The 26886-nt window shown below is 55.6% G+C and carries 23 protein-coding genes and 4 tRNA genes; 14 read left to right on the top strand and 13 right to left on the bottom strand.

Translation table 11 applies throughout. From position 1 onward, the window contains the following. Positions 1 to 10 precede the first annotated feature (10 nt). The 6 genes from M8006_RS07395 (at position 11) to M8006_RS07370 (ending at position 5301) form a co-directional block, all read left to right on the top strand. Positions 11 to 952: a ribose-phosphate diphosphokinase gene (locus M8006_RS07395; RefSeq protein ID WP_179930342.1), complete on the top strand. Its 942-nt coding sequence runs from the start codon at positions 11 to 13 to the stop codon at positions 950 to 952. A gap of 96 nt (positions 953 to 1048) precedes the next feature. Next, positions 1049 to 1699 carry a 50S ribosomal protein L25/general stress protein Ctc gene (locus M8006_RS07390; protein WP_250080812.1) on the top strand — a complete coding sequence of 217 codons (651 nt, stop codon included), beginning with the start codon at positions 1049 to 1051 and terminating at the stop codon, positions 1697 to 1699. A gap of 107 nt (positions 1700 to 1806) precedes the next feature. Next, positions 1807 to 2388, top strand: coding sequence for an aminoacyl-tRNA hydrolase (pth, locus tag M8006_RS07385; RefSeq protein WP_250080811.1), 582 nt, complete (start codon positions 1807 to 1809; stop codon positions 2386 to 2388). 136 nt (positions 2389 to 2524) lie between these two features. Then, on the top strand, positions 2525 to 3616 hold the full coding sequence (gene ychF / locus M8006_RS07380) for a redox-regulated ATPase YchF (RefSeq protein ID WP_250080810.1): 1092 nt from the start codon (positions 2525 to 2527) through the stop codon (positions 3614 to 3616). A gap of 106 nt (positions 3617 to 3722) precedes the next feature. Then, positions 3723 to 5153, top strand: coding sequence for a membrane-bound lytic murein transglycosylase MltF (mltF, locus tag M8006_RS07375; protein ID WP_250080809.1), 1431 nt, complete (start codon positions 3723 to 3725; stop codon positions 5151 to 5153). A gap of 71 nt (positions 5154 to 5224) precedes the next feature. Beyond that, positions 5225 to 5301, top strand: a tRNA-Met gene (locus M8006_RS07370). Positions 5302 to 5357: 56 nt separating this feature from the next. Here M8006_RS07370 and M8006_RS07365 read toward each other — a convergent pair. After that, the gene (locus M8006_RS07365; RefSeq protein WP_250080808.1) at positions 5358 to 6665 is read right to left on the bottom strand and encodes a M18 family aminopeptidase; all 1308 of its coding nucleotides are present in this window, start codon (positions 6663 to 6665) and stop codon (positions 5358 to 5360) included. A gap of 246 nt (positions 6666 to 6911) precedes the next feature. Here M8006_RS07365 and M8006_RS07360 point away from each other — a divergent pair, with 246 nt between their 5' ends. Further along, on the top strand, positions 6912 to 8981 hold the full coding sequence (locus M8006_RS07360) for a carboxy terminal-processing peptidase (RefSeq protein ID WP_250080807.1): 2070 nt from the start codon (positions 6912 to 6914) through the stop codon (positions 8979 to 8981). Positions 8982 to 9047: 66 nt separating this feature from the next. On the opposite strand, the gene M8006_RS07355 is transcribed toward M8006_RS07360, so the two are convergent. The 4 genes from M8006_RS07355 to M8006_RS07340 all read right to left on the bottom strand — a co-directional run bounded on the left by M8006_RS07355 (position 9048) and on the right by M8006_RS07340 (position 9852). Next, positions 9048 to 9410, bottom strand: a complete 363-nt coding sequence (locus tag M8006_RS07355; RefSeq protein ID WP_250080806.1) for a metalloregulator ArsR/SmtB family transcription factor — start codon at positions 9408 to 9410, stop codon at positions 9048 to 9050. 106 nt (positions 9411 to 9516) lie between these two features. Continuing rightward, positions 9517 to 9592: transfer RNA gene (locus M8006_RS07350), tRNA-Asn, on the bottom strand. A 74-nt stretch (positions 9593 to 9666) separates the two neighbouring features. After that, a tRNA-Asn gene (locus tag M8006_RS07345) sits at positions 9667 to 9742 on the bottom strand. Between the two features lie 34 nt (positions 9743 to 9776). Next, positions 9777 to 9852: transfer RNA gene (locus M8006_RS07340), tRNA-Asn, on the bottom strand. A gap of 194 nt (positions 9853 to 10046) precedes the next feature. On the opposite strand from M8006_RS07340, the gene miaB reads away from it, so the two are divergent. The 5 genes from miaB (at position 10047) to lnt (ending at position 15477) form a co-directional block, all read left to right on the top strand. Further along, positions 10047 to 11390: a tRNA (N6-isopentenyl adenosine(37)-C2)-methylthiotransferase MiaB gene (gene miaB, locus M8006_RS07335; protein ID WP_250080805.1), complete on the top strand. Its 1344-nt coding sequence runs from the start codon at positions 10047 to 10049 to the stop codon at positions 11388 to 11390. A 69-nt stretch (positions 11391 to 11459) separates the two neighbouring features. Continuing rightward, a complete protein-coding gene (locus M8006_RS07330; protein WP_250080804.1) occupies positions 11460 to 12524 on the top strand; it encodes a PhoH family protein in 1065 nt (354 codons plus the stop codon). Then, positions 12521 to 13015: an rRNA maturation RNase YbeY gene (gene ybeY / locus M8006_RS07325; protein ID WP_250080803.1), complete on the top strand. Its 495-nt coding sequence runs from the start codon at positions 12521 to 12523 to the stop codon at positions 13013 to 13015. Before M8006_RS07330 ends, ybeY begins: the two co-directional genes overlap by 4 nt. Positions 13016 to 13084: 69 nt before the next feature. Next, positions 13085 to 13960, top strand: a complete 876-nt coding sequence (locus M8006_RS07320; RefSeq protein ID WP_250080802.1) for a CorC family transporter — start codon at positions 13085 to 13087, stop codon at positions 13958 to 13960. A 44-nt stretch (positions 13961 to 14004) separates the two neighbouring features. Continuing rightward, positions 14005 to 15477 carry an apolipoprotein N-acyltransferase gene (lnt, locus tag M8006_RS07315; RefSeq protein WP_250080801.1) on the top strand — a complete coding sequence of 491 codons (1473 nt, stop codon included), beginning with the start codon at positions 14005 to 14007 and terminating at the stop codon, positions 15475 to 15477. A gap of 104 nt (positions 15478 to 15581) precedes the next feature. Here lnt and phaC read toward each other — a convergent pair whose 3' ends face one another. From phaC to prmB, 5 genes are all read right to left on the bottom strand, one after another. Then, entirely contained in the window at positions 15582 to 17465 is a 1884-nt protein-coding gene (phaC, locus tag M8006_RS07310) for a class I poly(R)-hydroxyalkanoic acid synthase (protein ID WP_250080800.1), read from the bottom strand. A gap of 141 nt (positions 17466 to 17606) precedes the next feature. Then, positions 17607 to 18032, bottom strand: a complete 426-nt coding sequence (locus M8006_RS07305; protein WP_250080799.1) for a phasin family protein — start codon at positions 18030 to 18032, stop codon at positions 17607 to 17609. A 213-nt stretch (positions 18033 to 18245) separates the two neighbouring features. Further along, the gene (locus M8006_RS18360; protein WP_430886811.1) at positions 18246 to 18731 is read right to left on the bottom strand and encodes a hypothetical protein; all 486 of its coding nucleotides are present in this window, start codon (positions 18729 to 18731) and stop codon (positions 18246 to 18248) included. A 147-nt stretch (positions 18732 to 18878) separates the two neighbouring features. After that, a complete protein-coding gene (aroC, locus tag M8006_RS07295; protein WP_250080798.1) occupies positions 18879 to 19970 on the bottom strand; it encodes a chorismate synthase in 1092 nt (363 codons plus the stop codon). 13 nt (positions 19971 to 19983) lie between these two features. After that, entirely contained in the window at positions 19984 to 20958 is a 975-nt protein-coding gene (prmB, locus tag M8006_RS07290) for a 50S ribosomal protein L3 N(5)-glutamine methyltransferase (RefSeq protein WP_250080797.1), read from the bottom strand. 160 nt (positions 20959 to 21118) lie between these two features. On the opposite strand from prmB, the gene M8006_RS07285 reads away from it, so the two are divergent. Further along, a complete protein-coding gene (locus tag M8006_RS07285) occupies positions 21119 to 21688 on the top strand; it encodes a Smr/MutS family protein (protein WP_250080796.1) in 570 nt (189 codons plus the stop codon). Here the strand turns inward: M8006_RS07285 and M8006_RS07280 are convergent. From M8006_RS07280 to M8006_RS07270, 3 genes are all read right to left on the bottom strand, one after another. Further along, complete coding sequence (locus M8006_RS07280; protein ID WP_250080795.1) at positions 21611 to 22672, bottom strand: patatin-like phospholipase family protein; 1062 nt, start codon at positions 22670 to 22672, stop codon at positions 21611 to 21613. The genes M8006_RS07285 and M8006_RS07280 overlap by 78 nt on opposite strands. Further along, entirely contained in the window at positions 22665 to 23627 is a 963-nt protein-coding gene (locus M8006_RS07275; RefSeq protein WP_250080794.1) for an alpha/beta fold hydrolase, read from the bottom strand. The genes M8006_RS07280 and M8006_RS07275 overlap by 8 nt, the downstream gene beginning before the upstream one ends. Positions 23628 to 23885: 258 nt before the next feature. After that, positions 23886 to 25358, bottom strand: a complete 1473-nt coding sequence (locus M8006_RS07270) for a sodium-dependent transporter (protein WP_250080793.1) — start codon at positions 25356 to 25358, stop codon at positions 23886 to 23888. 177 nt (positions 25359 to 25535) lie between these two features. Here M8006_RS07270 and M8006_RS07265 point away from each other — a divergent pair, with 177 nt between their 5' ends. Continuing rightward, on the top strand, positions 25536 to 26813 hold the full coding sequence (locus tag M8006_RS07265) for a M20/M25/M40 family metallo-hydrolase (protein WP_250080792.1): 1278 nt from the start codon (positions 25536 to 25538) through the stop codon (positions 26811 to 26813). Positions 26814 to 26886 lie beyond the last annotated feature (73 nt).

Below are 26886 nucleotides of genomic sequence, written 5' to 3'. Positions count from 1 at the left end.
GTGGCTGCGCGTGTCAAAATTGATGGTTTTCGCCGGGAACGCCAATCCCGAGCTTGCTCATAAGATTGCCGAAAGCTTGGACAGCCGAATGGGTAATGCCACGGTGGGTCAATTCAGCGACGGCGAAATCGCGGTCGAAATCAATGAAAACGTGCGCGGTAAGGATGTATTTATCCTGCAGTCGACCTGTGCACCGACCAACGACAACTTGATGGAACTTATCCTGATGGTCGACGCACTGCGTCGCGCCTCAGCGACCCGTATCACAGCAGTGCTCCCCTATTTTGGCTATGCGCGCCAAGATCGCCGCGTGCGCTCAGCTCGGGTACCGATCTCTGCCAAAGTTGTCGCCGATATGATGGTCAAAGGCGGCGTTGACCGTGTCATGACCATGGATTTGCACGCCGATCAGATCCAAGGCTTCTTTGATGTGCCGGTCGATAACGTCTATGGTTCGCCGATTTTGCTCGATGATATTGAGCGTCAAAATTATAGTGACCTCGTCGTTGTCTCCCCGGACGTAGGCGGCGTCGTTCGCGCCCGCGCCATTGCCAAACAGCTCAATGCGGATTTGGCGATTATCGACAAGCGCCGCCCTCAGGCGAACCAAGCGCAAGTCATGCACATCATTGGCGAAATTGAAGGCCGCACCTGCGTGGTGGTGGACGATATGATCGACACCGCCGGCACCTTGTGTAAAGCAGGTGAAGCCCTTAAAGACCACGGCGCGAAACGCGTGGTTGCTTACGCGACTCACCCAATTTTGTCTGGCCCGGCGGTTGATAACATCGTCAACTCCGTGCTTGATGAAGTGGTGGTGACCGACACCATCCCGCTCTCAGACGCTGCACGCCGCAGCGGGCGTATTCGTCAGCTAAGCGTTGCCGGTTTGATAGCAGAAGCCATTCGTCGGGTGAGTAACGAAGAATCTGTCAGCGCGATGTTCCACTAATCGCCTGGCAAACACGGCTCGCAAAGAGCTCCTGGAAACGTCGTTGCCTGGTCGCGGGCGGCGGCGTTTCCTTACTTTAACTAAGAGGCAACCTTAATGTCTGATTTTATCCTTAACGCCACCGTTCGTAACGACCTGGGGAAAGGTGCGAGCCGCCGCCTGCGTCGTGCGAACCAGCAAGTCCCCGCCGTCATTTACGGTGGTGAGAAAGCGCCGCAATCTATCGCCGTAGAAAAGACCGCTTTCTACAAGGCAATCGAAGACGAGTCGTTCTTCTCTTCTGTCATCAAGCTCGTCATTGAAGGCAAAGAAGAGCAGGTTGTTGTTCGTGATCTGCAGCGCCACCCCTTCAAGCCGCTTTTGACACACGCTGACTTTTTGCGTGTCGACGCCACGCACGAAATCAATATGAACGTGCCGCTGCACGTGGTGGGCGAAGATACGTGTGTTGGCGTTAAAGACCAAGACGGTGAACTGCACGTACTGGCCAACGAAGTCGCTATCAGCTGCTTGCCGAAAGATCTGCCGGACTTCTTGGAAGTCGACATTTCTGCACTTGAGCTTGGCACAACACTGCACCTATCTGACCTTACCCTACCGGCCGGCGTCACCTCAGTTGACCTATCTCACGGTGAAGATCACGACAACGCCATCCTCAGCATCACCAAAATGAAAGTGCGTGCTACTGGCGAAGATGAAGAAGGTGAAAGCGACAGTGAAGGTGAAGAAGACACCAGCGCCGAATAAGCACTACCGCGCACCTTGGGCCATGCTCGCATGGCCCTCGTAATGCTATGATCAAGCGCTTCGGCGCTTGATTTTTTTTGCCGTGCTGTATGTAAAGAGGGGATAAAATGAGTCAGGTGTCAGCGATCATCGGCCTAGGCAATCCCGGCGCTGAATACGCCACCACGCGACACAATGCGGGCGCATGGTTAGTTGAAGCAGTTGCCCGAGACGTCCATGCAGAATTACGGCCAGAAAAAAAATTTCTTGGCCTTTATGCCAAGGTAATTTTCGGCGACCATACAGTACACTTACTCAACCCTACGACCTTTATGAACCGCAGCGGCGCCTCTATCGCCGCGCTATGCCAGTTTTTTAAGCTCACGCCGGAACAGCTTTTGGTGGCCCACGACGAGCTTGATTTACCCCCCGGCCAAGCGCGCTATAAAGCCGGTGGTGGTCACGGCGGGCATAATGGTCTTCGCGACACCGTTAGCGCCCTGGGCAACCAAAATCAGTTCCATCGTTTGCGAATCGGTATCGGCCACCCCGGCAATGCCAAGCAAGTGATTCACTACGTACTAGCTCGCCCCGGCAAAGTTGAGCAGAACGCCATTGAGCATGCCCTTGATGAATGCCTCGCTACGCTGCCGCAGGCGCTTGACGGCGACTGGGCGAAAGCCATGAACCGCCTGCATAGCGTAAAATAACCACACTGTTCACTTGCGTCTCTTTAACGCCTTTTCTTTACTCTTATTTTTACAAACGTTTTTTACTAACTTTTTCTTGGGTAGCGCTGGCGCCCTATGTACGCCACCGCGCCCCAAGCGGCTAGGAATGAATCTTATGGGTTTTAACTGCGGCATCGTCGGCCTTCCCAACGTCGGCAAATCCACTCTGTTCAACGCGCTAACCAAATCGGGTATCGACGCGGAAAACTTTCCCTTTTGCACCATCGAGCCGAATGTCGGCATCGTGCCTATGCCTGACCCGCGACTTGATAAGCTTGCCGAGATCGTCAAACCGCAAAAAGTCCTGCCGACCACCATGGAGTTCGTCGATATCGCCGGCCTGGTGGCCGGTGCGTCCAAAGGGGAAGGTTTGGGCAACAAGTTCTTAGCTAACATTCGGGAAACGCAGGCGATTGCGCATGTGGTGCGCTGCTTCGATAACGACAACGTCATCCACGTGGCCAATGAGATTGACCCGCGTGCAGATATCGAAACCATCAATCTCGAGCTGGCGCTAGCGGATCTCGACACCGTCGAAAAAGCCAGCCAACGTTTGGTGCGCGTGGTGAAAGGCGGCGATAAAGACGCCATCGCCACCAAGGCCGTACTAGATAAGATTCAGCCGCACTTAGCCGAAGGGCAACCGCTGCGCAGTTTCGGGCTAAGCGACGACGAAAAACAGCAGGTAAAAAGCTTTGGCTTTTTGACCCTGAAGCCCACGATGTACATCGCCAACGTCAACGAAGACGGGTTCGACAATAACCCCTACCTCAATGTGGTCAACGACATCGCCGCAGAAGAAGGCGCCGTCGTCGTGCCAGTGTGTAACCAGATCGAAGCCGAAATCGCCGAGCTCGAAGATGAAGAGCGCGCTATGTTCCTCGATGAGATGGGCATGGAAGAACCCGGGTTAGACCGTGTCATTCGCGCCGGCTACGCGCTACTTGGCCTGCAAACCTACTTCACCGCAGGCGTAAAAGAAGTCCGCGCGTGGACGGTGAAAGAGGGCGCGACAGCACCGGAAGGCGCTGGCGTCATTCACACCGATTTCCAAAAAGGCTTTATCCGCGCCGAAGTGGTGGCTTATGAAGATTTCGTGGCACTCGGCGGTGAGCAAGGCGCCAAAGACGCGGGCAAATGGCGCTTAGAAGGCAAAGAGTACATTGTCAAAGACGGCGATGTGATTCACTTCCGTTTTAATGTGTAACCTGCGGGGCATCTTCTGACTATGCTTTAGCCTATCTATCGGCATGCCTAGCGCCGTTTAAAGCGCTGCCTTCCGGGCAGCGCAAAAGCCTGCTAGGGTTTACGTCATGCCTATCTATAGCTCTCCTCATCATCAGGATATTGGCCCTAAATCTCGATCCCACTTATTGATCGTCACCTTGCTGTTGGCGCTACTCATGCTGGTGGGCTGCGAACAGAGCGACCCGCCGATCAACCCCGTCACGCAGCTCGACCCGCCTGAGCCGGGTGGAACGCTCAAGGTCGCCACCCGCAACAGCGCCACCACCTACTACCTTGATCGTGATGAAACACCGGCGGGCCCGGAGCACGACCTAGTCGAGTCGTTCGCCGACGCCCACGACTGGGCAGTCGAGTGGACGCTGCTCAATTCCACCTCCGAGGTGCTTCAAGCCCTGAAAGACGGCGAGTTTCATTTGGCCGCCGCTGGCCTGACCCACCGTCCCTCACGCGATGAGCACTTTACCCAAGGGCCCACCCACACCGATATCGTTGAGCAACTGGTCTGTCATCGCGATATGCGGCCCCTGCCACACCAAGTAGAAGACATGGCCGGCGTCGATATTCGCGTAACAGCGGATTCCAGCTACGCGGAAAAACTCCAAAGTTTGGTCAATCAGCAAACCGGCATTGCCTTCGAGGAGGACCCTCGCACCACCGAGATACTGTTGGCCGAGGTAGCCGAAAAACGTATCGACTGCACCGTGGCCGACTCCAATATCGTGCAGATGGTGCGCCGCCACTTCCCACACCTTGAGGTCGCCATGAATCTCACCAGCGGCGACAAGCTGGGCTGGTATCTGCCCGCCGGCCACCAGGCACTGGCCGACATGGCCAAGCAGTGGATGGGAAGCACCGAGGGTCAGCAGCGCATCGCGACGATGAAGGACCGCTACTACGCCTATATTGGTGAGTTCGACTTTGTCGATCTACGCGCGCTCAATCAGCGCATCGACGAGCGCCTGCCCAACTTCATCGACCTGTTCATAAAAGCCGAGGAAGAAACCGGCATGCCCGCCGACCTGCTCGCCGCCCTGGCCTACCAGGAGTCGCACTGGGACCCCCAAGCGGTTTCCCCCACCGGCGTGCGCGGCATCATGATGCTCACCCAAAACACCGCTAAATCCCTCGGTATTAATAATCGCCTGAATCCGGCAGCGGCTATAGATGGCGGCGCCCGTTACCTCGCCGACCGTCATAAGCGCCTGCCCGACACCCTTCCCGAACCCGACCGCACCTACTTAGCTCTCGCAAGCTACAACATTGGCCGTGGTCACGTGCTAGACGCGCAAAAACTGGCCCGCGAGTTGGGCAAGGATCCGCACTCTTGGGAAGACATGAAAGAGGTGCTGCCGCTCAAGGCTGACAAGCGCTACTACCCACAGACCCGCTACGGCTACGCGCGAGGCTACGAGCCGGTGCACTACGTACAGCGAATTCGCAACTACCAGGACGTGATTAGTGCTGCGATGGTGTGGTTGCCGCTGAAAGAAGGCTGATGGCCTGCGTCTTTGAGCAACAAATGCTTGACGGGCGACGCGTCGCTGAGTAGTATTCGCCCCCGTTGAATGGCTACGTAGCTCAGCTGGTTAGAGCACATCACTCATAATGATGGGGTCCCCTGTTCAAATCAGGGCGTAGCCACCAACCGAATGTCGAAAGCCCGCTGATTGTATCAGCGGGCTTTTTTCGTTTAACGCTTTTTACGTATAAAGATTCTTGCGATTAAAAAACACCGTCAGCGCATTGGTCAAATAGCCCACGTCACGGGTGCCCGCTGTTTCGCGTATCGAGTGCATCGCCCATTGTGGCGCCCCCACATCAATAGTCGGCACACCAATCTCAGTGGCGGTAATGGGCCCAATCGTGCTGCCGCAGCCCATATCGGCGCGGGTCACAAACGCTTGCACAGGCACCTCGGCCTCACGACACACATCGCGAAACAAGGCACTCGTTGCACTGTTGGTGGCGTAACGCTGATTGGCGTTGATTTTAATCACCGGGCCTTCGTTGATCATTGGGCCGTGACGGTCATCGTGCTTATCGCAAAAGTTGGGGTGCAACGCATGGGCGTTATCACAGGAAATCATGCACGATGACTGAATCATCTGAATCAACGACTCTTCGCTGCCGCCACCCACCTGCGTATTGACGCGTTTAAGCACATCGCCTAAAAACGGCCCTTGGGCACCACAAGCACTGGCGCTACCCACTTCTTCATGATCGTTGGCGACCAAAAGCGCCCCCTGCTCACCATCGCTTGCCAACAGCGCTTCCAACCCCATAAAGCAAGACAGCAAGTTATCCAAGCGGGCGCTAGCCACAAGCTCCTGATTGACTCCAATGAGTGACGGCGCTTGCAAATCATAAAAACTCAGCTCGAAATCCACGACCTCAGCATCCGTTAAGTCATGCTGCTCGCGCAACCACGTAGATAATAGCGGCGCCAGCTCGCCGGTCTCGCTTTGCATCAACACTGGCACCATTTGTGTTTGCGGGTTGATGGCACGGCCGTTATTGGCCTCACGGTCGAGGTGAATCGCCAGGCTTGGCACCATCGCCACAGGCTGATCGACGTTAAGCAGCACGCCTTCTAAGCGCCCATCGGGGTGGCGCACATGCACACGCCCGGCAATACCCAAATCACGGTCAAACCACGGCGCCAATAACGCACCGCCATACACTTCCACACCCAGCTGTAACCAACCGGCGCTGTGTTGCGAGGCATTCGGCTTTAACCGCAGGCCGGGGCTATCGGTATGCGCCCCCATCATACGCAGCGTCTCTACACGGCCTTTTGGTAACTGGAACGCGATAATTGATGAGTCATTGCGGGTGACATAGTAACGCCGCCCCGGTGCTAGCTGCCACGCTGCGGTTTCTTCTAAGCACTCAAATCCCGCCTGCTCCAGACGCACCGCCATATTGCGTGTCGCGTGCCAAGGCGTGGGCGAGGCACGTAAAAACTCACACAACCGCGCCAATAGGTGAGTATCAAAAGCGTTAGGCATAGCGTTCCTTTATATGATGATCGTGAGGCAATACGGTGATTAACCAACACGGCGATGAAAAATACAAACGGATTGCGAAATCACGATGAAGTAGTCTCAGCCAAGCAAACGACCTGCTACAATGCGCTTTCGGTCAACGTCACTGTTTTTCACAATGCGGTTCACGCAACTCCATCGCTGATAGCAGGTCTAGAACGCATGAGCCGTCTGTATGTGAGTGTACACAAATCCGGGAGAGCTTGATTGATGAGCTTGTTTGCTACCCTTTCGCGCTCAATCGCCTTGACCATGATGCTAGTTATCACTAGCCCAACTGTCATTGCCCTTGAGCCGACTGATGAACAACGTCAGGCCGCCATAGAAATCGCGGACTCTTTGCGCTATGGCCATTACGCTAACGTTGACTTTGATGCAGCTTGGTCTGAAAACGCGTTTAACCGTTATTTAGATCTCCTCGATGGTCAGCGTGCGTATCTTTTACAGCGCGATATCGAGCCCTATCGGCATCTTGAAAATGGCTTCGCTGACGCGTTATTCGATGGCGAACTCGCCGATGTTTTTGCGCTTCACGAAAAAGCCGAAGCGCGCCGCAAAGCGCGCTTAGAATGGTTACTCGCACGCTTTGATGAAGGCCTAGACCTCAACTTCAGTGGTAATGAACGCTTAGAAGTTGAGCGCGACGATGCGCCCTGGGCACAAAGCGAAAGCGAGCTAGATGCACTTTGGGAAAAGCGACTCAAAAACGCTGCGTTAACCCTAGCCTTAAGCGATCAAGATAACGAACAAATCAAAACCAATCTCCGCCAACGCTACGAAGGGCAGCTTTCGCGTATAGAGCAAACCGAGCCCGAAGATGTGTTTGGTCTTGTGATGGCCGCTGTCACCGGCACCATTGACCCTCATACCAGCTACCTTTCCCCCCGCCAGGGCGAATCCTTTGATATCCAAATGAGCCTCTCGCTTGAGGGAATCGGCGCCATGCTGCAAGCCGATGGTGAGTACGTCAAAGTCGCGAGCCTTGTCCCTGGCGGCCCTGCGGACCGTGCAGACGTACTGGAGCCAGCCGACCGAATTATTGGCGTTGGCCAGGAAGACAAAGACGAAATGGTCAACGTCATCGGTATGCGACTGGATAATGTCGTTGACCTCATCCGTGGCCCTAAAGGCTCCGTTGTGCGTTTGGAAGTGATTCCCGCGCAAGCGGTGGATATGACACGCTCGCATACGGTCAAGATTACCCGCGATACGGTAAACCTGGAAGATCAAGCCGCGCAGAGTGAAATCATCGACGTGGAGCGCGACGGCAAACCTCGTCAAATCGGTGTGGTGACGGTTCCCACGTTCTATGTGGATTTCGACGCTTGGCAAGAGGGCGAAGAGGATTACCGCAGCACTACCCGTGATGTGGCCCGGGAAGTCGAAAAGCTCAAAAGTTCAGGCGTTGAAGGTATCATTTTAGACCTGCGCAATAACGGCGGCGGCGCGCTGCAAGAAGCCAATTCGTTGCTGGGACTATTCATCGACCGAGGCCCCACTGTGCAGGTTCGAGACGCCGAAGGCCGCATTCAGCTTTATGGCGACAGCAAAGCCGGCACACTATACGACGGCCCTCTCACGGTATTAGTCAATCGCCTTTCGGCATCGGCCTCAGAAATTTTCGCCGGCGCCATTCAGGACTACGGCCGCGGCCTGGTCGTTGGCTCACCGACCTTTGGCAAAGGCACCGTGCAAACCCTTAACGACTTGAGCCACGGCGAAATCAAGCTCACGCGCGCCAAGTTCTACCGTATTTCGGGCGATAGCACACAAAACCGTGGTGTTGTGCCCGATATTCACTTTCCCAGTCTGATTGACCCCGAGCGGATTGGCGAAAGCAGCCTGGATAACGCACTAGCGTGGGATACCGTGCAAAATGTGCAATACCGTCGTTACGGTGAGCCAGAAACTCATCTCGATACGCTCGCTGAGCGCCACCAGGTCCGTGCCGATAACAACCCCAATTTCCGCTTCCTGGCGCAGCAATCGACGTTAGCGCGGCAACTTCGTGAACAACACGTCAGCGTCAGTTTGAACCGCGAACAGCGCGAACGCGAAATGCAGGCGCAAGAAGCCGAGCAGCTAGCCTTGGAGAACCAGCGCCGTTTAGCACTCGGCAGGGAAGCATTGGAAGAGTGGAGCGACGCCCGCGAAGAGGGCGAGCAAGGCGAAGATGATGACGAGATAATGACCGCAGAGCGGGCTCACGTGCTCGAAGCCGCTGAAATTTTACTCGACTATGCGCAGTTAAAAAATTCACAGCGCTTGGTTAAGCGCTAAGTGTTTCACTAACCAAAAATAAAACCGAGGTCTTCCGGACCTCGGTTTTTTTATTTCGCTCACTTTTCAGCACAGCATCGCGCGTCGAGAAGGCCGGTCGCCCATATCTGCTAAACGCTGAGAAAGCGCTTTTAGTTTCTGGAGACTCCCTTCACGGCCAGCGGCAATCGCCGTATGCCCCCAAGCAGGCAAGTCACGCGCGATACGGTAATAAACCCACTGCCCTTCGCGCTGGTCATGGAGCAAACCGCACTGACGCAACTGCGCAAGATGACGTGACACCTTCGGCTGTGATTCCTGCAATGCATGGGTCATTTCACATACGCAAAGCTCGCCCTCTTCCGCAATCAACAGCACCAAGTGGAGGCGCGTTTCATCGCTGAGGCATTTAAACGTTTGCAAGGGAGATAGCGGTATAGAAGTACTCACAGGGTTTTCCCTAATCACGCATAAAAATTAATCGCAAAAAATGCGGCGGCTGAGAGTATACCTGACCAAAGTGGGGAGAGAAATCAAACAAGAAGGCTGTTGCGGCTGGCTCCCCGAGCAGGATTCGAACCTGCGACCCAATGATTAACAGTCATTTGCTCTACCAACTGAGCTATCGGGGAATTACCGGAATTGATGTAGCTATCAACAATGTTGGCGATAACCGTACAAAGATAAAAAGTGTACCGTTACGCGTTGGCTCCTCGAGCAGGACTCGAACCTGCGACCCAATGATTAACAGTCATTTGCTCTACCAACTGAGCTATCGAGGAACATTTTAAACTACGTGTTTTGGCTATCTTCTATTGGCTCCCCGAGCAGGACTCGAACCTGCGACCCAATGATTAACAGTCATTTGCTCTACCAACTGAGCTATCGGGGAACTGCCGAAACACGGAACGTAGTATACGGATACAAACGCGCTGGTCAAGTATCGATTTCGACCAATGCTAGCCGGGGGTTTCCTGTGTCCGTATAATGCGTCTATTCACCCACGCGGCCCCTTCTTTTTTTACGAAGCCTAGCCGCGCCACCATTCATCCTCGTCCCCCGACGACCCATAGATGACAGGTACCGATGGCGAAGAAACTCTTCATCAAAACGCACGGCTGCCAAATGAACGAGTACGACTCCTCGCGCATGGCAGATTTGCTCGGCGAATCGCACCAAATGGAGCTCACCGACAATGAGCGGGAAGCCGATGTCATTTTATTAAACACCTGCTCCATTCGTGAGAAAGCGCAGGAGAAGGTTTTTCATCAGCTGGGACGCTGGAAAAAACTCAAAGATGCCAACCCTGACCTGGTGATTGGTGTCGGAGGCTGTGTCGCCAGCCAAGAAGGCGAAGCCATCCGCAAGCGTGCCTCCCATGTGGATATGGTGTTTGGGCCGCAAACCCTGCACCGCGTGCCGTCCATGCTGGACGCCCGCCAGGATAACCAAATCGCCGCGGTGGATGTCACCTTCCCCGAGATTGAAAAGTTCGACCACCTGCCCAAGCCTACCTCCGACGGTGCGACGGCGTTTGTCTCGATAATGGAAGGATGCTCTAAATACTGCACGTTTTGCGTTGTGCCTTACACCCGCGGTGAAGAAGTATCACGCCCGTTTGAAGCGGTGATGGATGAAGTCATTCATTTGGCCGACCAAGGCGTGCGTGAAATCAACCTGCTCGGCCAGAACGTCAATGCGTACCGGGGCGAAAACCAACTCGGCGATGAGATTGATCTTGCTGAGTTAATTGCTTGCGTTGCAGCGGTGGAAGGCATCGACCGCGTTCGCTTCACCACCTCGCACCCGGTAGAGTTCACCGATAGTCTCGTCGACGCCTACGCCGATATTCCAGAGCTTGTTAGCCACCTCCACCTACCGGTTCAATCCGGCTCTGACCGTATTCTCAGCGCCATGAAACGCGGCCATACGGCTGACGAGTATATCGAGAAAATGGAGCGCATCCGCGCGAACCGTCCGGATATCAGCTTCTCGTCGGATTTCATCATTGGTTTTCCCGGCGAAACAGAAGAAGATTTCGAAGCGACGATGGATTTGATCCACCGCATCGGTTTCGATCACTCTTTCAGTTTCGTTTTCTCAGCACGCCCCGGCACACCGGCGGCTTCGCTACCGGACGAAACACCGGAAAGCGTCAAAAAACAACGCCTGGCGATTCTGCAAGAGCGTATTATCCAGCACACCATGCAAATCAGCCGCCGTATGGTGGACACGACGCAGCGTATCCTGGTGACGGGCTTTTCGCCGAAAGACCCCGGCCAGCTCTCAGGCCGTACGGAGAACAACCGCGTGGTGAACTTTCGTGCTGCCAACCCCACAGAGCTGATTGGTTATTTTGTCGATGTCGACATCACGGAAGCTCTGCCCAATTCGCTACGCGGCGAACTTGCCTCTCCTGAGCGCTTCTGACGATTGCCCCGACACCGGTCGGGGCAGTAAGCTTGGCAATACATTTACTAACAGACGAGTTCTTCTCTCTTGAGCCAGCCATCCTCTCAGGCCAACCGCATTATTACGTTAAGCCTTGAACCGAATGACCCTCAGCGGCTTGCGAGCCTTTGTGGCCAGCAAGATGAGCATCTGAAACTGATTGAAAGCCGTTTGGATGTCACGCTGCGCAACCGAGGCAACGTTTTCCAGCTTGCAGGCGCGGCCAACCGCATCAAAGCGGCGGCCAACGTGCTAGAACACCTCTACCGTGAAACCTCAGCAAGTGAGCTTGAGCCTGATACTGTGCACCTGTTCCTTCAGGAATCGGGACTTGAAGCACTCGACGATGAAGACGACAGCGAAGACGGCGATGTCGTCATGCGCACCCCGCGGACCATGATTAAGCCTCGCGGCTTGAACCAACAGCGTTATGTCAACAGCATCCGCGAACACGATATCAACTTTGGTATCGGCCCGGCGGGCACCGGCAAAACCTATCTTGCTGTTGCCGCCGCTGTCGAGGCGCTCAACCAACAAGAAGTTCGCCGTATTCTGCTGGTTCGCCCAGCGGTAGAAGCGGGTGAAAAATTGGGCTTTCTGCCCGGCGATTTGGCCCAGAAGATTGATCCTTACCTGCGCCCGCTGTATGACGCTCTCTACGAGATGATCGGTTTTGAGCAAGTCGCTAAGTTGATTGAGCGCCAGGTAATCGAAATCGCACCGCTGGCGTACATGCGTGGCCGGACGCTCAATAACGCCTACATCATTTTGGATGAGAGCCAAAACACCACGCCCGAGCAAATGAAAATGTTCCTCACCCGTATCGGCTTTGGCTCTACCGCCGTTATCACCGGTGACGTGACTCAAGTCGATCTGCCACGCGGGCAACGCTCAGGGCTGATTCAAGTGCTAGAGGTACTCAAGGGAACGCCCGGCATTGGCGTGACACACTTCGCCGCCAAAGACGTGGTCCGTCATCCGCTGGTGCAGCGTATTATTGAAGCCTACGACGCTTTTGAGTCGCAGCAAGAAGCCGAAGAACGCGAACAACGTGAAAAGCGCCAGCAGGAGCGCGAAGCCCGCTTACAAGCACGCGAGGATAATACCCGGTGAGTACGCCAACGGCGCATCAGGCAAATCGAGACCCCGCGATAGTCGACCGCCAGGTCGCCGTCGACGCCAACGCCCTGCCCAGCGAAGCCGAGCTCGCCGACTGGGTTGGCCGTGTATTGGCACACCACCCAGCGGAAACGCGCCATGAAGTCACGGTTCGACTGGTGGACGTATCCGAAAGCCAAGCACTTAATCGTGATTATCGCGATAAAGACACGCCGACCAATGTGCTATCGTTTCCCTTTGAGGCACCGCCCGAGGTGCCGATTCCGTTACTAGGGGATCTCGTGATCTGCCACGCGATCGTCGATCAAGAAGCCCAACAACAACACAAGCCGCTCGCACAGCATTATGCCCACATGGTGATTCATGGCACCTTGCATTTGTTAGGCTACGATCATATAGAAGACAACGAGGCCGAGGTCATGGAGCAGCTGGAATGCCAGATCCTAGCCGATCTTGGTATTCCCGACCCATACCGAGCATCTTAAGCGTTGCCTTCGTCATCCAATGGCTAATGTCCGCAAACAAGTGTCCGCAAATAAGAGAAGATCAACCGCATGAGCGAAGACCGATCGAGTACGCCCCATCAAAAAACCTGGATCGAAAAACTCTTAGGCGCCCTCTCTGGCGACAGCGATGAGCCTAGCTCCCGCAATGAGTTAATGGCATTTTTGCGCCACACCGCCGGGCGCTTGAAGCTGGACCAAGATGCCATGATGATCATTGAAGGGGCGCTACAAATCAGCGATCAGCAGGTGCGAGAAATCCTTATCCCGCGCTCTCAAGTCGCCGCCATTCCCCTTGATCAATCTAGCGACGATTACCTACCGCTCATCCAAGAAACCGGGCACTCGCGCTACCCGGTGATTGGCGAGAACCTTGATGAGGTGAAGGGGATTTTGCTGGTTAAAGATTTACTGCCGCTTTTATCGCAAACCCAAGCTCAGCGCGATGCCTTCAAATTGGACGACATTCTGCGACCCGCGATGTTCATCCCCGAATCCAAGCGCTTAAACAGCCTACTCAAAGAGTTTCGCGACACCCATAACCACATGGCGGTTGTCGTTGACGAATACGGCGGTACCGCTGGCATCATCACCATTGAAGACATCCTTGAGCAAATCGTCGGCGATATCGAAGACGAACACGACACCGATGAAGAAGACGATATTCGCGCCTTGGACGATGACCGCTACGCGGTGCGCGCCCTTACGCCTATCGAAGACTTCAACGAGCGCTTTGGCACTCACTTTTCCGATGACGAGTTCGATACACTGGGCGGCTTGGTGATGCAGCAGTTTGGCCACCTTCCCCGCCGCGGTGAAGAAACATCGCTGGGCGGCTGGCACTTTAGCGTGATGAATGCCGACAATCGCCGCATTCGTCTGCTAGAAGTCTACTACGACGGTAGCGACGTAGAGACCGACGACTAACGCCACCGGCCAGACGGCTCATCACTTCGATAGGATATCCGCTGATGAAGACGGGACTCTCTTTCGCGCTTGGCGCACAGTTTATTATCGCCCTTGTGGCCGGTGGCTTCACCACACTAACCGCCTCGCCTTTTGAACTCTGGTGGCTTGGCCCTGTGGCAGCGGGCCTGATGTACCTCGGTGTTCATGTGTTAACGCCCGCGCAAGCCGCGTTTAAAGGATGGTGTTACGGGGTCGGGCTTTTCGCCAGCGGCACTTCGTGGGTATACGTATCGATTCACGACTACGGCTACACCAGCGTTCCACTGGCGACGTTTTTAACCGTGCTGTTCGTGGTTATCCTCGCCCTCTTTTTTGCTGGCACTTTTTGGCTCTACCGGCGCTTTACCACCCCCCGCTTTGCGCTATTAACGTTTGCCGGGGCTTGGGTGCTAGGCGAAGTGTTGCGCACCTACCTCTTTACCGGCTTCCCTTGGTTGCTGCTCGGATCAAGCCATGTCGACTCACCGCTCGCTCCCTGGGCGCCGATTGGCGGCGTTTATCTGCTCTCGCTCTTTGTCGCCTTTAGCGGCGCGCTTGGCGCGGAGCTACTCTTTAGCCGCCGCATCTGGACACTAGCCCCTCTTGCCGCTATCTGGGTGACGCCCTTCGTCTTGCCAACGCAGTGGACAACACCCAGCGATACCCCCACTCGCGTGGCACTTTTACAGGGCAACCTCCCCCAGCTTATCAAGTGGACACCCGAAGGGCAGCGCAAGGCGGCTAACACCTATATGGAGCTGACCCGCGCGCTCGATGACGACATCGACCTGATTCTGTGGCCGGAAACGGCGCTCCCCATGGTCGAGACACAAGCGCGGCCGGTGCTAGAGCGTGTCCAAGCAAACCTTGCGACGGACACCGCACTGCTCACCGGCATTGTTCAACGCGATGAAAGCGGGCGCTTTTTCAATAGTGTGATTGGCGTGGGTAACGTCGAAGGAAGCTACCACAAAGAGCATCTTGTCCCTTTCGGTGAGTACTTACCGCTTGAAAGCGTACTGCGCGGGGCGATTAATTTTTTCGACCTTCCCATGTCGACCTTTACACCCGGCGAGAGTGGCCAAGCGCCTATTCAGGCAGCTGGCGTTACGCTGGGCAATGCTATTTGTTATGAAATCATCTACCCACAATTAGTGGCCAAACGCGCTCGCGAGAGTAACGTGCTGATGACGGTCTCCAACGATACGTGGTTTGGCGCTTCTATCGGCCCGCATCAGCACCTGCAAATGGCCCGGCTGCGCGCGTTAGAAAACGGCCGCTATGTAGCCCGCGCCACTAGCAATGGAATTACTGCCATCATCGACGCGCAAGGCCGCATCGTGGCGCGCGCGCCGCAGTTTGAAGCCGCCACCCTTACCGGTGACGTGTATGCCATGCAGGGCTTTACGCCGTTTACCCGCATGGGGAGCTGGCCTACGTGGCTTCTTGCCGTGCTCTTAGTCCTACCAGGTTTGCGCGTACGCAACCCTGCATAGGGCTCTCTACACATCCCGCCTCGGGTCAGACAGCAGAAGGGCGCCATTAAAGGCGCCCTTCTGCTGTCTAAGTGTTAACAAGGCTACCCCTGTCGTCAAAAACTTCACGCTTGTGTTTTTGGATGACTGCTGTTGGCCGCTGCGGCACTTTTCATTGCATCTGCCGCTGCCTCGCCTAACACCTCAGGAATGGTCTGGCGCACATAGCGACCCGGCGCGGGCTCGATAATAGAGAGTTCGCCTTCGCCTGGCTGGCGCACCGGTACCATTTTGTCGTTATCGGCATAGCCGTTTTCGGTCATCCACGCCTGCCAATGCGGCCACCAAGAGCCCTCATTAAAGGTAGCCCCTTCAAACCACGCGTCGTGCGTGTCCGGAAGCTCGCTGTTGGTCCAGTAGCCATACTTGTTCTTATGCGGCGGATTCACGATCCCCGCAATATGGCCCGAGCCGCCGAGCACAAAAGTTACCGGCCCTTTGGGTAGCAGTGCGCCGTAGTAGGTACTGTTCCACTTGGCAATATGATCTTCTTTCGTAGAGATGAAGTAGCTTGGTGTCGATACCTTGCGTAGATCAATCTTTACGCCATCCAGTTCAATACCATTTGGCTCGACCAAACGGTTTTCTAAGTACATGTGGCGCAAATACCACGCATGCGTCCCTGCCGGTAGGTTGGTACCATCGGTATTCCAATACAGCAGATCAAACGCTGGCGGCATTTCGCCTTTCAAATAGTTGCCGATGTAGAACGACCAAAACAAATCATTTTCTTTCAACAAATTAAAGGTATACGCCATGGAGCGGCCATCTAAATAGCCTTTGTTTTCTATTGTGCGCTCAATACCTTGCACAACCTGCTCATTGAGGAACACCCCGACATCTCCAGGGTCGCGGAAGTCCTGCAGCGTGGCCATATAGGTCACAGACTTTACCTTGCGACCGCGTCGTGTGCTAGTGAGATACGCCATCACCGATGCGGTCAGTGTCCCCCCGATGCAGTAACTCATCAGGTTGACGGATTTTTCACCACACGCTTGCTCAATGGCCTCAATCGCACTGATTGGCCCCATTTGCACGTAGTCCGCCCAGGTGAGATCGCGTTGTGCAGGCCCAGGGTTGCGCCAGGAGATCAAAAACACGGTATGGCCTTGATCCACCAACCATTTCATAAGCGAGTTATCCTGGCGCAGGTCCAGAATGTAATACTTGTTGATCCAGGGAGGGACGACCAGAAGAGGTGTTTTGAACGTTTTCTCCGTCGTCGGCGTGTACTGGATTAGCTGAATCAGTTCGTTTTCGTACACCACCGCACCCGGCGTAACGGCAATGTTGTCGCCCACGCCAAAAGCGCCGCGATCTGTCATACGTACGTTAATGCCTTCTGCCGAGTTTTCCAGGTCTTCACGCAAACGGGTCAGCCCATCGACGAGATTTTGACCGCGTGTTTCCAGTGTGCAGCGCATCACTTCCGGATTAGTGGCCACAAAGTTAGTCGGCGCCATGGCGTTAACCATTTGACGTGCATAAAACTGCAAATGATGCTTGCGAGTTTCATCCAAGCCGTCAAGGCTCTCGATCAACTCTTCCACCAGCTGAGAGAACAGCAGGTATTGCTGCATGATGGCGAGATAGTAAGGCTCTTGCGTCCAAGCTTCGTCTTTAAAGCGACGATCCCCTTTTGCAGGCTGGATCAACGGTTCGACGTCTTCTCCCGCCATGGAGCGCACACCTTGCTGCCATAACAGCCATTGGTCTTGCACTAAGCGCGCTTGGGTCTGCCACAGCAGCGTAGGGTTTTCCGCCAGTGCCTTGGCCCCGGCTTCGAAACTTTCGCGCATATCGCTGTAAACGGAGTCTGCTGCTTCGCTTGGCGCTAGGCGTGCGAGCAGATCCTGCATCAAGGCTTGGTACTGCTCACCGATCTCTTTCAGCTGAGCGTTCCAGGCATTCGTATCTACCTGAGATGGCATTTCCCACCCTGATTGCATACTTACTCTCCCTTAATACATACCCGCGCAAGCGCACTTAGCGCCTCACGCTTCGGGCTAAGCTTGATAACAAGCCCACAACGTTCACGTAATGATGAAACAAAAGTGCGGCGCTCTTGAGGCGCCGCACTTATCTACTGCTTAGCTTTTGGTGCTATTAGAGCTACGCGATGACTGGCTTGATGCCTTCGCCGTTGGGTCGGCTTTTGCCGCAGCGCTTGCCTGCTCGCTCATCTGCTTACCGGCTTCGCTGAACAGCTTTTCCATTTCTGTCTTAAACTCAACGCTCATCTCGCTCATGGCACGAGCATCTTCCTGCATTTGCTGCGAAAGCTCGTTGAGCATTTCGGCTTGCTTGGCACCGAATTCTTGCAAGCTTTCCGCATCCTCAATCTCGCTCGCACTACGCATGCGCTCAGTCCCCATATGGCTGTAGCGCTTCATGGCTTCCAGCTGGTACTGGGTCATTTTTTCCATGTTGTTGAGCATCAGCGAATTGACTTTGCGCATCGGCTCAAAAAGTTGGCGTGTCTGCGTGTTGAAAGCGTCCATCATTTTATCTTGCATGGTATCTACTCCTTGGTTGAGTCGTGACATGCTTACATTGTTACGTGCTTAGTATGTTGCGTGCTTAGTATGTTGCGTGCTTAGTATGTTGCGTGCTTAGTATGTTGCGTGCTGTCAGTTTTGCTGCAGTGCAAAAAGAATAGTCAACCCCCTATGTCTTTGCAACTCCACCTTTACAACTGCGCCTTTGCAACTGCCAGTACGGGTGGTTTACTAGCTGTTCTCGCGTTTGGTACGGGAGCGGGCGGATGCTGCCGTCGATTTTCTACCGCTGCTGCTAGCATTGCTATCACTGTTGCTGGAACTGTTTTTGCTGGCGCTGCTACTGGATGTTTCTTGACCCGAGCTCTCCGACGTCGCATCGCGCTTCGCTTGCGATGAGGTGCTGCCATGACTCTCTTCCGAACCCTCTTCCGAGCTTCCGGTTGAATAACTGGCATTACCCGCTTGCTTTAGCATATCCATCATCATTTGCTGGTAAGTGCCAAAGTTAGCTAACCCTTGTGAGAGCCCCTGCTGCATCATTGGCTGCTGCAAATACGGCTTCATTAGACTCATCGGATCATAGCCATCGACCCCTGACTCCATCTGTCGTTGAATGTTATTCAAAAGGTTTTGTTGAAACGCCTCAATATCCGGTAAGCCCAGCGCGCGGCGAAACTCATCTGGCGTAAGGTCAAATTCTACGTTTATTTTCATGGCTCTCTCCTCATCGCGCTACCTTGAGTGTAGCAGTCATTTCACCCTTTCACCGTGAACGGCTAACGCCTTTTCGCGGACACTCGTCAGTGCTCTTTTTAGCATTATCTCCCGCGTTTTTTTAAATACTATTTTTAGTATTGACTTTCAGCACTGACCCAGCCGCGGGGTGGTAACGCTAACATCCGCATTTTGGCCACGATGACGCAACCAGTGATCTACCAAGGTGATCGCCATCATCGCCTCAGCAATGGGGGTGGCGCGAATGCCCACACAAGGGTCGTGACGCCCTTTGGTTACGATCTCAATCGGCTCGCCATAAACATCAATGGAACGTCCCGGCGTCGTGATGCTCGAAGTCGGCTTGAGCGCTAAGCGGGCAGTAATCGGCTGCCCACTGGAGATACCGCCAAGTACGCCACCCGCGTGGTTGGAGAGAAAACCGTCTGGCGACATTTCATCGCGGTGTTCGCTACCGCGTTGGGCTACGCTGGCAAACCCGGCACCGATCTCAATGCCTTTGACGGCATTAATGCTCATTAAGCCATGAGCGAGCTCTGCGTCCAAACGGTCAAACACCGGCTCCCCAAGCCCGACGGGCACGCCTTCCGCTACCACGGTAATCTCCGCCCCCACGGAGTCTTGATCACGGCGCAGCTGATCCATGTAGGCCTCAAGCTCGGGCACTTTATCCGGGTCAGGGCTAAAAAACGCGTTCTGATCAACGGACTCCCAGGTTTTGAAGTCGATCTTGATCGGCCCTAGCTGGCTCATATAGCCGCGGATCACCACGCCTTGAGCCGCGAGAAACTGCTTGGCGATGGCCCCCGCCGCGACGCGCATGGCGGTTTCCCGGGCGCTGGAGCGCCCGCCACCACGGTAGTCGCGATGACCGTATTTGTGATGGTAAGTGTAATCCGCATGCGCCGGGCGAAACTGGTCTTTGATTTTGGAGTAATCTTTGGAGCGCTGATCGGTGTTCTCGATCAAAAGGCCGATTGAGCACCCGGTGGTTTTGCCTTCAAACACGCCAGAAAGTATGCGCACTTGGTCGGGCTCTTGGCGCTGCGTGGTATGGCGTGAGCTACCAGGGCGGCGGCGGTCCAGGTCGCGCTGAAGGTTTTCCTCTGAGAGAGGCAGCCCCGGCGGGCAACCATCAACAATGGCACCCAAAGCAGCGCCGTGGCTCTCGCCAAAAGTCGTAACGGTAAATAGCTTGCCAAACGTATTGCCAGACATGGGCGTTATTTCCTCACGCAAAAGACGCCGCATGGGCGTCGAGTTCAGCGGCGGAAAGGGCAAACACACCCTGGCCACCACGCTCGAATTCTAGCCAAATAAAAGGCACCTCAGGGAAAGCCGCCTCAACGTGGCTATCTGAGTTTCCTACTTCCACCACCAGCCAGCCGTCATCGGTTAAATATCCGCGCGCCTCACGCAGGATTCGCCGCACGATGTCCAGGCCATCGCTGCCCGCCCCGAGCGCCAACGTAGGCTCATGACGAAACTCCGCCGGCATGGTGGCGACATCACGGGCATCCACATACGGCGGGTTGGAAACGATCAGGTCAAAGCGGTGCCCCGCTATACCACCAAACACATCGGATTCAACCGCACGCACGCGCTCGCCCACGTCATGACGGGTAATGTTCTCTTTTGCTACGAAAAGTGCCTCCTGGCTAATATCGGCCAAGATGACCTCGCTGGTGGGGAGATAAAGCGCGGTGGCAATACCAATACAGCCCGAGCCAGTGCAAAGATCCAGCACCCGTTGGGGCGGCTCCTCTGGAAACCACGCCGCAAAGCCATCTTCAATAAGTTCCGCAATCGGCGAGCGCGGAATTAATACCCGCTCATCGACGTTAAACGGGAACCCCGCAAAAAAAGCCTCGCCCAGCAGGTATGGCAGCGGGCGGCGAGTCTCGATGCGCGCACGGGCAAGCGCCACGATACGGGCGCGCTCCATGAGCAAAAGGCGCGCCTCCAATACCGCCGGATCAATATCCCACGGCAGATGCAGCGCGCCCAAGCAAAGCGCCACGGCTTCATCCCACGCCGAGGTGGTACCATGACCATAATGCAGCCCCGCAAGATGAAACTCGCTAGCGACCCAGCGCAGATAGTCGCGCAGGGTGTAAAGTTCTTGTGTAACGTCCGTATCGCTTAGCGTAAGCGTTGACACCGCGGGTGAAGCGGCTTGAGACTGAGAAGAAAGCGTGGTGGCCACAGTGGCTCCTAGTTAGCAGGCGGTCATTAAATCCGTCGATACGGTATAAAAAGGATTGTACCTTTCACATTGGCCGGTTCACAGCGGCGCTAAGGCCGCTATACTGTGCGCTTTTGTGATCATTCCACTAACGTTTCCCGCCTTCCCATTCGAGTTTGCCATGACACGCCGTCCCCATCCGCCCAACGATGACGATATCAGCGCCTTTCGCCAAGCATTGGAAGCGGCAGGCGTGCGCCGTATCGACAGAAACCGGGCTGATCCGGGCAAACCCAAGCGCAATACCGCCAACCAGGCAGTGCGCCGTCAAGCCGCCGTTGAAAGCCAACGCCTACAAACCACCGGGCGCACGTCTGATGGACGTGTTGAAGCAGTGCGTCCGTCGGAGTATTTGGAATTTTCCGTGCCTGATCTGCCATGGCGCACGCTCAGCCAACTCAAGCGCGGCCACACCGCTTGGCAGGCGGGGCTGGACCTTCACGGCTATACCTTGGAAGAGGCCCGCGCCCAACTAGAAAGCTTTTTGCGCGACGCGGCCACTCAGCACATGCGCTGCGTGCTGATCGTCCACGGCAAGGCATGGGGCACCACGGCAGACTACCCGGTGCTAAAAAGCCACACCAACGCGTGGCTTCGCGAATGGCCCGGCGTGCTAGCGTTTTGCTCCGCTATCGAGATCGACGGCGGCACGGGCGCGGTCTATGTTCTGCTGCGCAAGAGCGGGCGGTAGCGATGCATCCAACGCCTTATCGGTTAAGTGGCGCCCTAAGCGAATCAGTTCGTTGGCGCGGTGGAATTCGTAAGCACTACACACGGTTTTAGGCACTTCGATCAGCACATCCGGCGGGTAGCCGGCAATCTTATATTTCGCCAGCGCTGCCTGGGTAATATCGAACGACTCCAGCACCATGTCCAGCTTGCTCCATTCGCGCTTACCGAGTTCCTCGACGCTTTCGTTGCTGGCCTTTTCGCCTGCCAAGTTACCCACCCCTTCCCATAACCGGCGGGTGGCGTTTCGTACGTCGTCAAACCATCCGCCGATGCGTTCTTCGTCATCACGTTTGCTATCGCGGCGGCTATCTGCGTTTTCTGCTGGCGGCAGCATGTCCTCCAGCGACACCGGCTGCGGGCTGTGCGCAGTCACGTTGACCGCCACGACCCAATCCGCCTCGTGAGCCGCCACCGCAGGCAAAATCGGCAATGGATTCAGCAGACCACCGTCGACCAACACTTGATCGCCCGCGTGTACCGGGGTGATCACACCCGGCACGGCGATAGACGCGCGAATCGCACGCAACAATGAGCCCTTTTGGAACCACACCTCACGCTGACGCACCAAATCAGTCGCCACGGTGGTCACCGGAATCGACAGGTCTTCGATCTGCATATCACCGACCAGGCTTTCGAGCTTCTCCATCACCTTGTTGGCGCGCATGGCGCCCATCGGGCTCCAGGTCACATCCACCAGTTTGACCACATCAAGATAATCGAGCTTGCTCACCCAATCGCGGTATTCAGGCAGCTTTCCCGCCGCATAAACGCCTCCGACCACAGCGCCCATTGAGCAGCCGGAAACCGAGATAATCTCAAATCCGCGGGCTTCTAACGCGTCGATCACCCCGATATGGGCGTACCCCCGCGCGCCACCGCTGCCCAGCACCAAGGCGACTTTATTGCCCGAATGTGCTGGCACTGATTGAGTCAGTTCATCCATGCGTTGCCTCCTGATTGTCTTGGCGTGCCACTGTTTGTTGAGTGTCCGAATGCTGAGTGTCCGTGTGCTGAATAATCGTATGCGCGACGGACGCCACCGCAGCCGGTTCCAGATGCAAATGATGGCCACCGGCCAATACCTGCCGAGTGAGCGCTGGCACTGCCTGGCGGGCTTTTTTGGCCCACGCGCGCTCGCCTAGAATGCCGCCTTCGCCTTCGATCAACAGCACCGGGCAGCGAATATCACCCAGCAGTGACAGCACCTGCGCCGGGGTAAAACGCACCAGTGATGGTTTGAGCAGACGGCCATCGGTGCGCAGTAACACATGGCCGTCGTCATCAAAACGGCTGTTGCGCGCCACCAATGGCTTTGCCGACTCCGCGTCAATCGGCGTGACGCCCCCGGCTACACGCGCGGCCACGGCGCTGTCGATATTCACATAGCGCGGCGGGCTTGAGCGCGGGCGCCGGTGGGCAATCAGCCCCTTGCGCAGCTGCGCGGCTGTCTCTTCTGGCGGTGTGGTGATCGCCCCCAGACCATCGATAAGCAAAAGCTGTGTGACGCGTTCGGGCACGGAGGCAGCGAGCAAGCAGCTGACGGCGGCGCCCATGGAGTGCGCCAGCAATGTGACTTCCGACAACGCCAATTCCTCCATGGCATCGAGCACATCGTGACAGTAGTCCCAAAGGGCATAATCGTGTTGAATCGCTCCCTCGCCTAACGACTCACCGTGGCCACGAAAATCGATTGCCACAATGCGAATATCCAGCGCCTTTACTAAATACGGTGCCAGCCGGGAAAAGCTCGCGGCGTTATCCAACCAACCGTGCAGCGCAAGCCACGTGGGCGCATCGCGCCGACCCCAGCTCAACGCGGCCAAGCGTCCGTTAGCCAACGTTAACGGCTCGGCGGGCGGCATCGTGTCTGCTTTTGGTGTTTTTGACGCTGTTGTCATCTCAATTCCTTCACCCGTTAAGCGTAAGTCGCTACCATCACAACGCTTCATCCGTCATATCGTTAGCGATACTGGCGCCTATTCCCCTTTAGATTACAAGAGGTCTGCATGAAACCCCACCGCGATACCCGCACCCGTAACTGGATCTTTTTTATCACCGTATTAAGCGCTGTAGCGGTAGGCATGTGGCTTGCCCGCTAGCGAGACTGGCGTAATCTATATGATCCATAAAAGCACAGAAATGATGCCTTAAGCGTGTTATGGCCGGGCAGGGGTAGTAAGTGCTTGGCGCAAGCGCGGGCTCAGCCCCTCACCCACGGCGACCATCACCACCAGAATCGCCAGCAGCCACGGCCAATGTGCCGCAAAGGTGACCGAATAAATCCCCAGGGCATCGGTAAAAACCACCAGTATGCCCAGCGGGGTTACATAACGCACCATGGTCAGCCACAGCGTGTAAAGTAGCGGTGACAGCCCCAGTTCCTCACGAAAGGCGTCAGATTTGAGCACAAAACCGGCCAGCACCACCGTGCCCAACCCGCCCAGCGGCATCATCCAGCGCGCAGTAAGATAATCAAGCCAGTCGAACACGTTTTTTCCCGCCAGCATCCACTCGGCCCCCAAGTTGAATGACAGCATAGCCAAGGTGCTAACCAGCCACAGCACGATACCGGTGCCCCAGGCGGCCGCCCGACGGGAAAGCCCTTTATTATCGCACAGCCAGGAAACCGTTGCTTCAACCATTGAGATCGACGAGGTCAGCGCCGCCATGGAAAGCATGGCAAAAAAGAGAATGCCAAACAGCGTGCCAAACGGCATGGCGTCAAATGCCAGCGGCAGGCTCATAAAGATCAACCCCGGCCCTTGGCCCGGGTTCATCCCGTTAGCAAAGATGACCGGAAAGATCGCCAATCCTGCCATCAGCGCGACCACGGTATCAGCCGCCGCCACCCCCAATGTGGTTCGGGCAATCGAGGCGTTTTTGGGTAGGTAGCTGCCGTACGTCAGAATGGCCCCAGACGCCAGCGACAAAGTAAAAAACGCATGCCCCAATGCGGCCAGCATCCCCTCGCTTGAAAGACTCCCGGCGTTAAAGGAAAAAAGAAACGTCACCGCTTCACCAAAGCCACCAGAAAACATACCGTAAACGATCAGCACCAACAGCATCACCACCAGCCCCGGCATCATCCAACTGACGTTTTTTTCGATCCCTTCTTGCACGCCTTTGCCCACGATGAACATGGTTAACAGCGCCACAAGCGTGCTCCAAAAGCCCAGATTGAGCGGGTTTTCGTTATTAGCAACAAACACCGCCACCATGTCATCCACGTTTTCGCCGCTTAAGCCGCCGCTAAGCATCTTCCAAAGATAGGAGAACGACCAGCCCGCTACCACGACATAAAACGACAGAATCAAAAAGCCGCATAGCATGGCCATCCAGCCGATCAGCGACCATGCTGAGCCGCCACCGGATTCATTGACCACGCGACGAATCGCATCGATCGGGCTGCCGCGCCCACGTCGACCAAAAGCGATTTCCGTCATCATCACCGGCACACCAACGGCTAAGATACACGCCAGATAGACCAGCACGAAGGCACCGCCGCCGAATTCGCCGGTGATATAAGGGAATTTCCAGATATTGCCCAGCCCCACGGCGGAGCCTGTGGCAGCCAGCAAAAAGCCCCAGCGGCCAAGCCACTGAATTCTTGGTTGAGTGGCAGACGTCATATCGTTCTTCCTATGGGGAAAAACGCGTCATGCTAGTCGATTTTGGCGCAAATGCCTAAGCCCACCGGGAAAATTGTCGGTCAGCCGTTGTAAGAATGTACAAGTCATTAACCACCCGCTGTTAAGATGGGGTGTTAACACAAGCTTTTATCACAGCACCATCAAGGAGCACCTTTAATGAGCGATAGCACAACTCACGACACGACCCCCTGGACCCAGCCAATGCCCGACGCGCAGTTTAAACTGATGCGCGACATTCTTGCCGCCCCGAGCCCCGTGGGCTTGGAAGGCGCGATGACGTACGGTGTGCTCAAGCCACATTTTGAGAGCTTTGCACCCAGCGACTGGCACCTACACCAGTTCCGCGGCAACGCCGGCGTTGTACTCGACACCCACCCCGGCCGCGATGATATGTTCAAGCTGATGATCATCGGCCACGCGGACAAGATCCGTATGCAAGTGCGCTCAATCGGTGACGACGGCAAAATCTGGATCAACACCGATTCTTTCTTGCCGACCGTGCTGATCGGCCACGAGGTTAAACTGTTCAGCGAAGACCCGGAGGCACCGGGCAGCTACCGCAGCATTGAAGGTGGCACCGTTGAAGCCCTCGGCGCCATCCACTTTTCCGACCCCGCGATGCGCGATGGCAGCAAAGGCTTAAAGAAAGAGCAGATCTACTTGGATTTACAAATCCACGGCGAGAACAAAAAGCAGCAGGTGCTGAATCTAGGTGTAAAACCCGGCGATTCGATTATCTTCGACCGCCCGATTCGCCACGGCTTTAGCCCCGACACCTTTTTTGGGGCTTACCTAGATAACGGCTTGGGCTGCTTTGTCACCAGCGAAATTGCCCGGCTCATTGCCGAAGCAGGCGGCACCGAGCAAGTACGCGTAATGTTTGCGATTGCCAGTTATGAAGAAATTGGACGCTTCGGTAGCCGCGTTTTCGCTGGCGAACTCAAACCCGATGCGCTGATTGGCGTCGATGTGAACCACGATTACGTCGCCGCCCCGGGCATCGGTGATAAGCGCATGCAGCCGTTAGAAATGGGCAAAGGTTTCACGATGGCCGTCGGTTCTATCGCCAGCGAACAGTTAAACCGTGTTATCGCCCAGGCCGCTAAAGCACACGACATCCCCATGCAGCGCGATATCGTCGGCGTAGATACCGGCACCGATGGCATGGCGGGCGTATTGGCCTCGGTGGATAGCGCTGCCACGTCTATCGGCTTTCCGATCCGCAATATGCATACCATCTCGGAAACCGGCAATACCCAAGACGTTCTCGCCGCCATTCACGCGCTCACGCATACCATCCAGTCGCTAGATAAATTGCCGGATATTAAGCGTGAGTTTCTCGATAACCACCCACGCCTCGATCAAGCCAGCCCGCTTAGCCATCAAGGCAGTGAGAAACCCGAAAGCGAAAAAGACGACGATAAAGACAGCTAACCGTTACCGATTGGCTTACGCTTTATCGACAAAACCCCGTTACAAAAAAGCCCCGTTTTGAACGGGGCTTTTT

Origin of the sequence: Halomonas llamarensis (genome assembly GCF_023555005.1) — a bacterium.
Lineage (GTDB): Bacteria > Pseudomonadota > Gammaproteobacteria > Pseudomonadales > Halomonadaceae > Vreelandella > Vreelandella llamarensis.
Note: the sequence above shows the minus strand (reverse complement) of the source record. Positions and strands in the feature narration are given on the sequence as shown.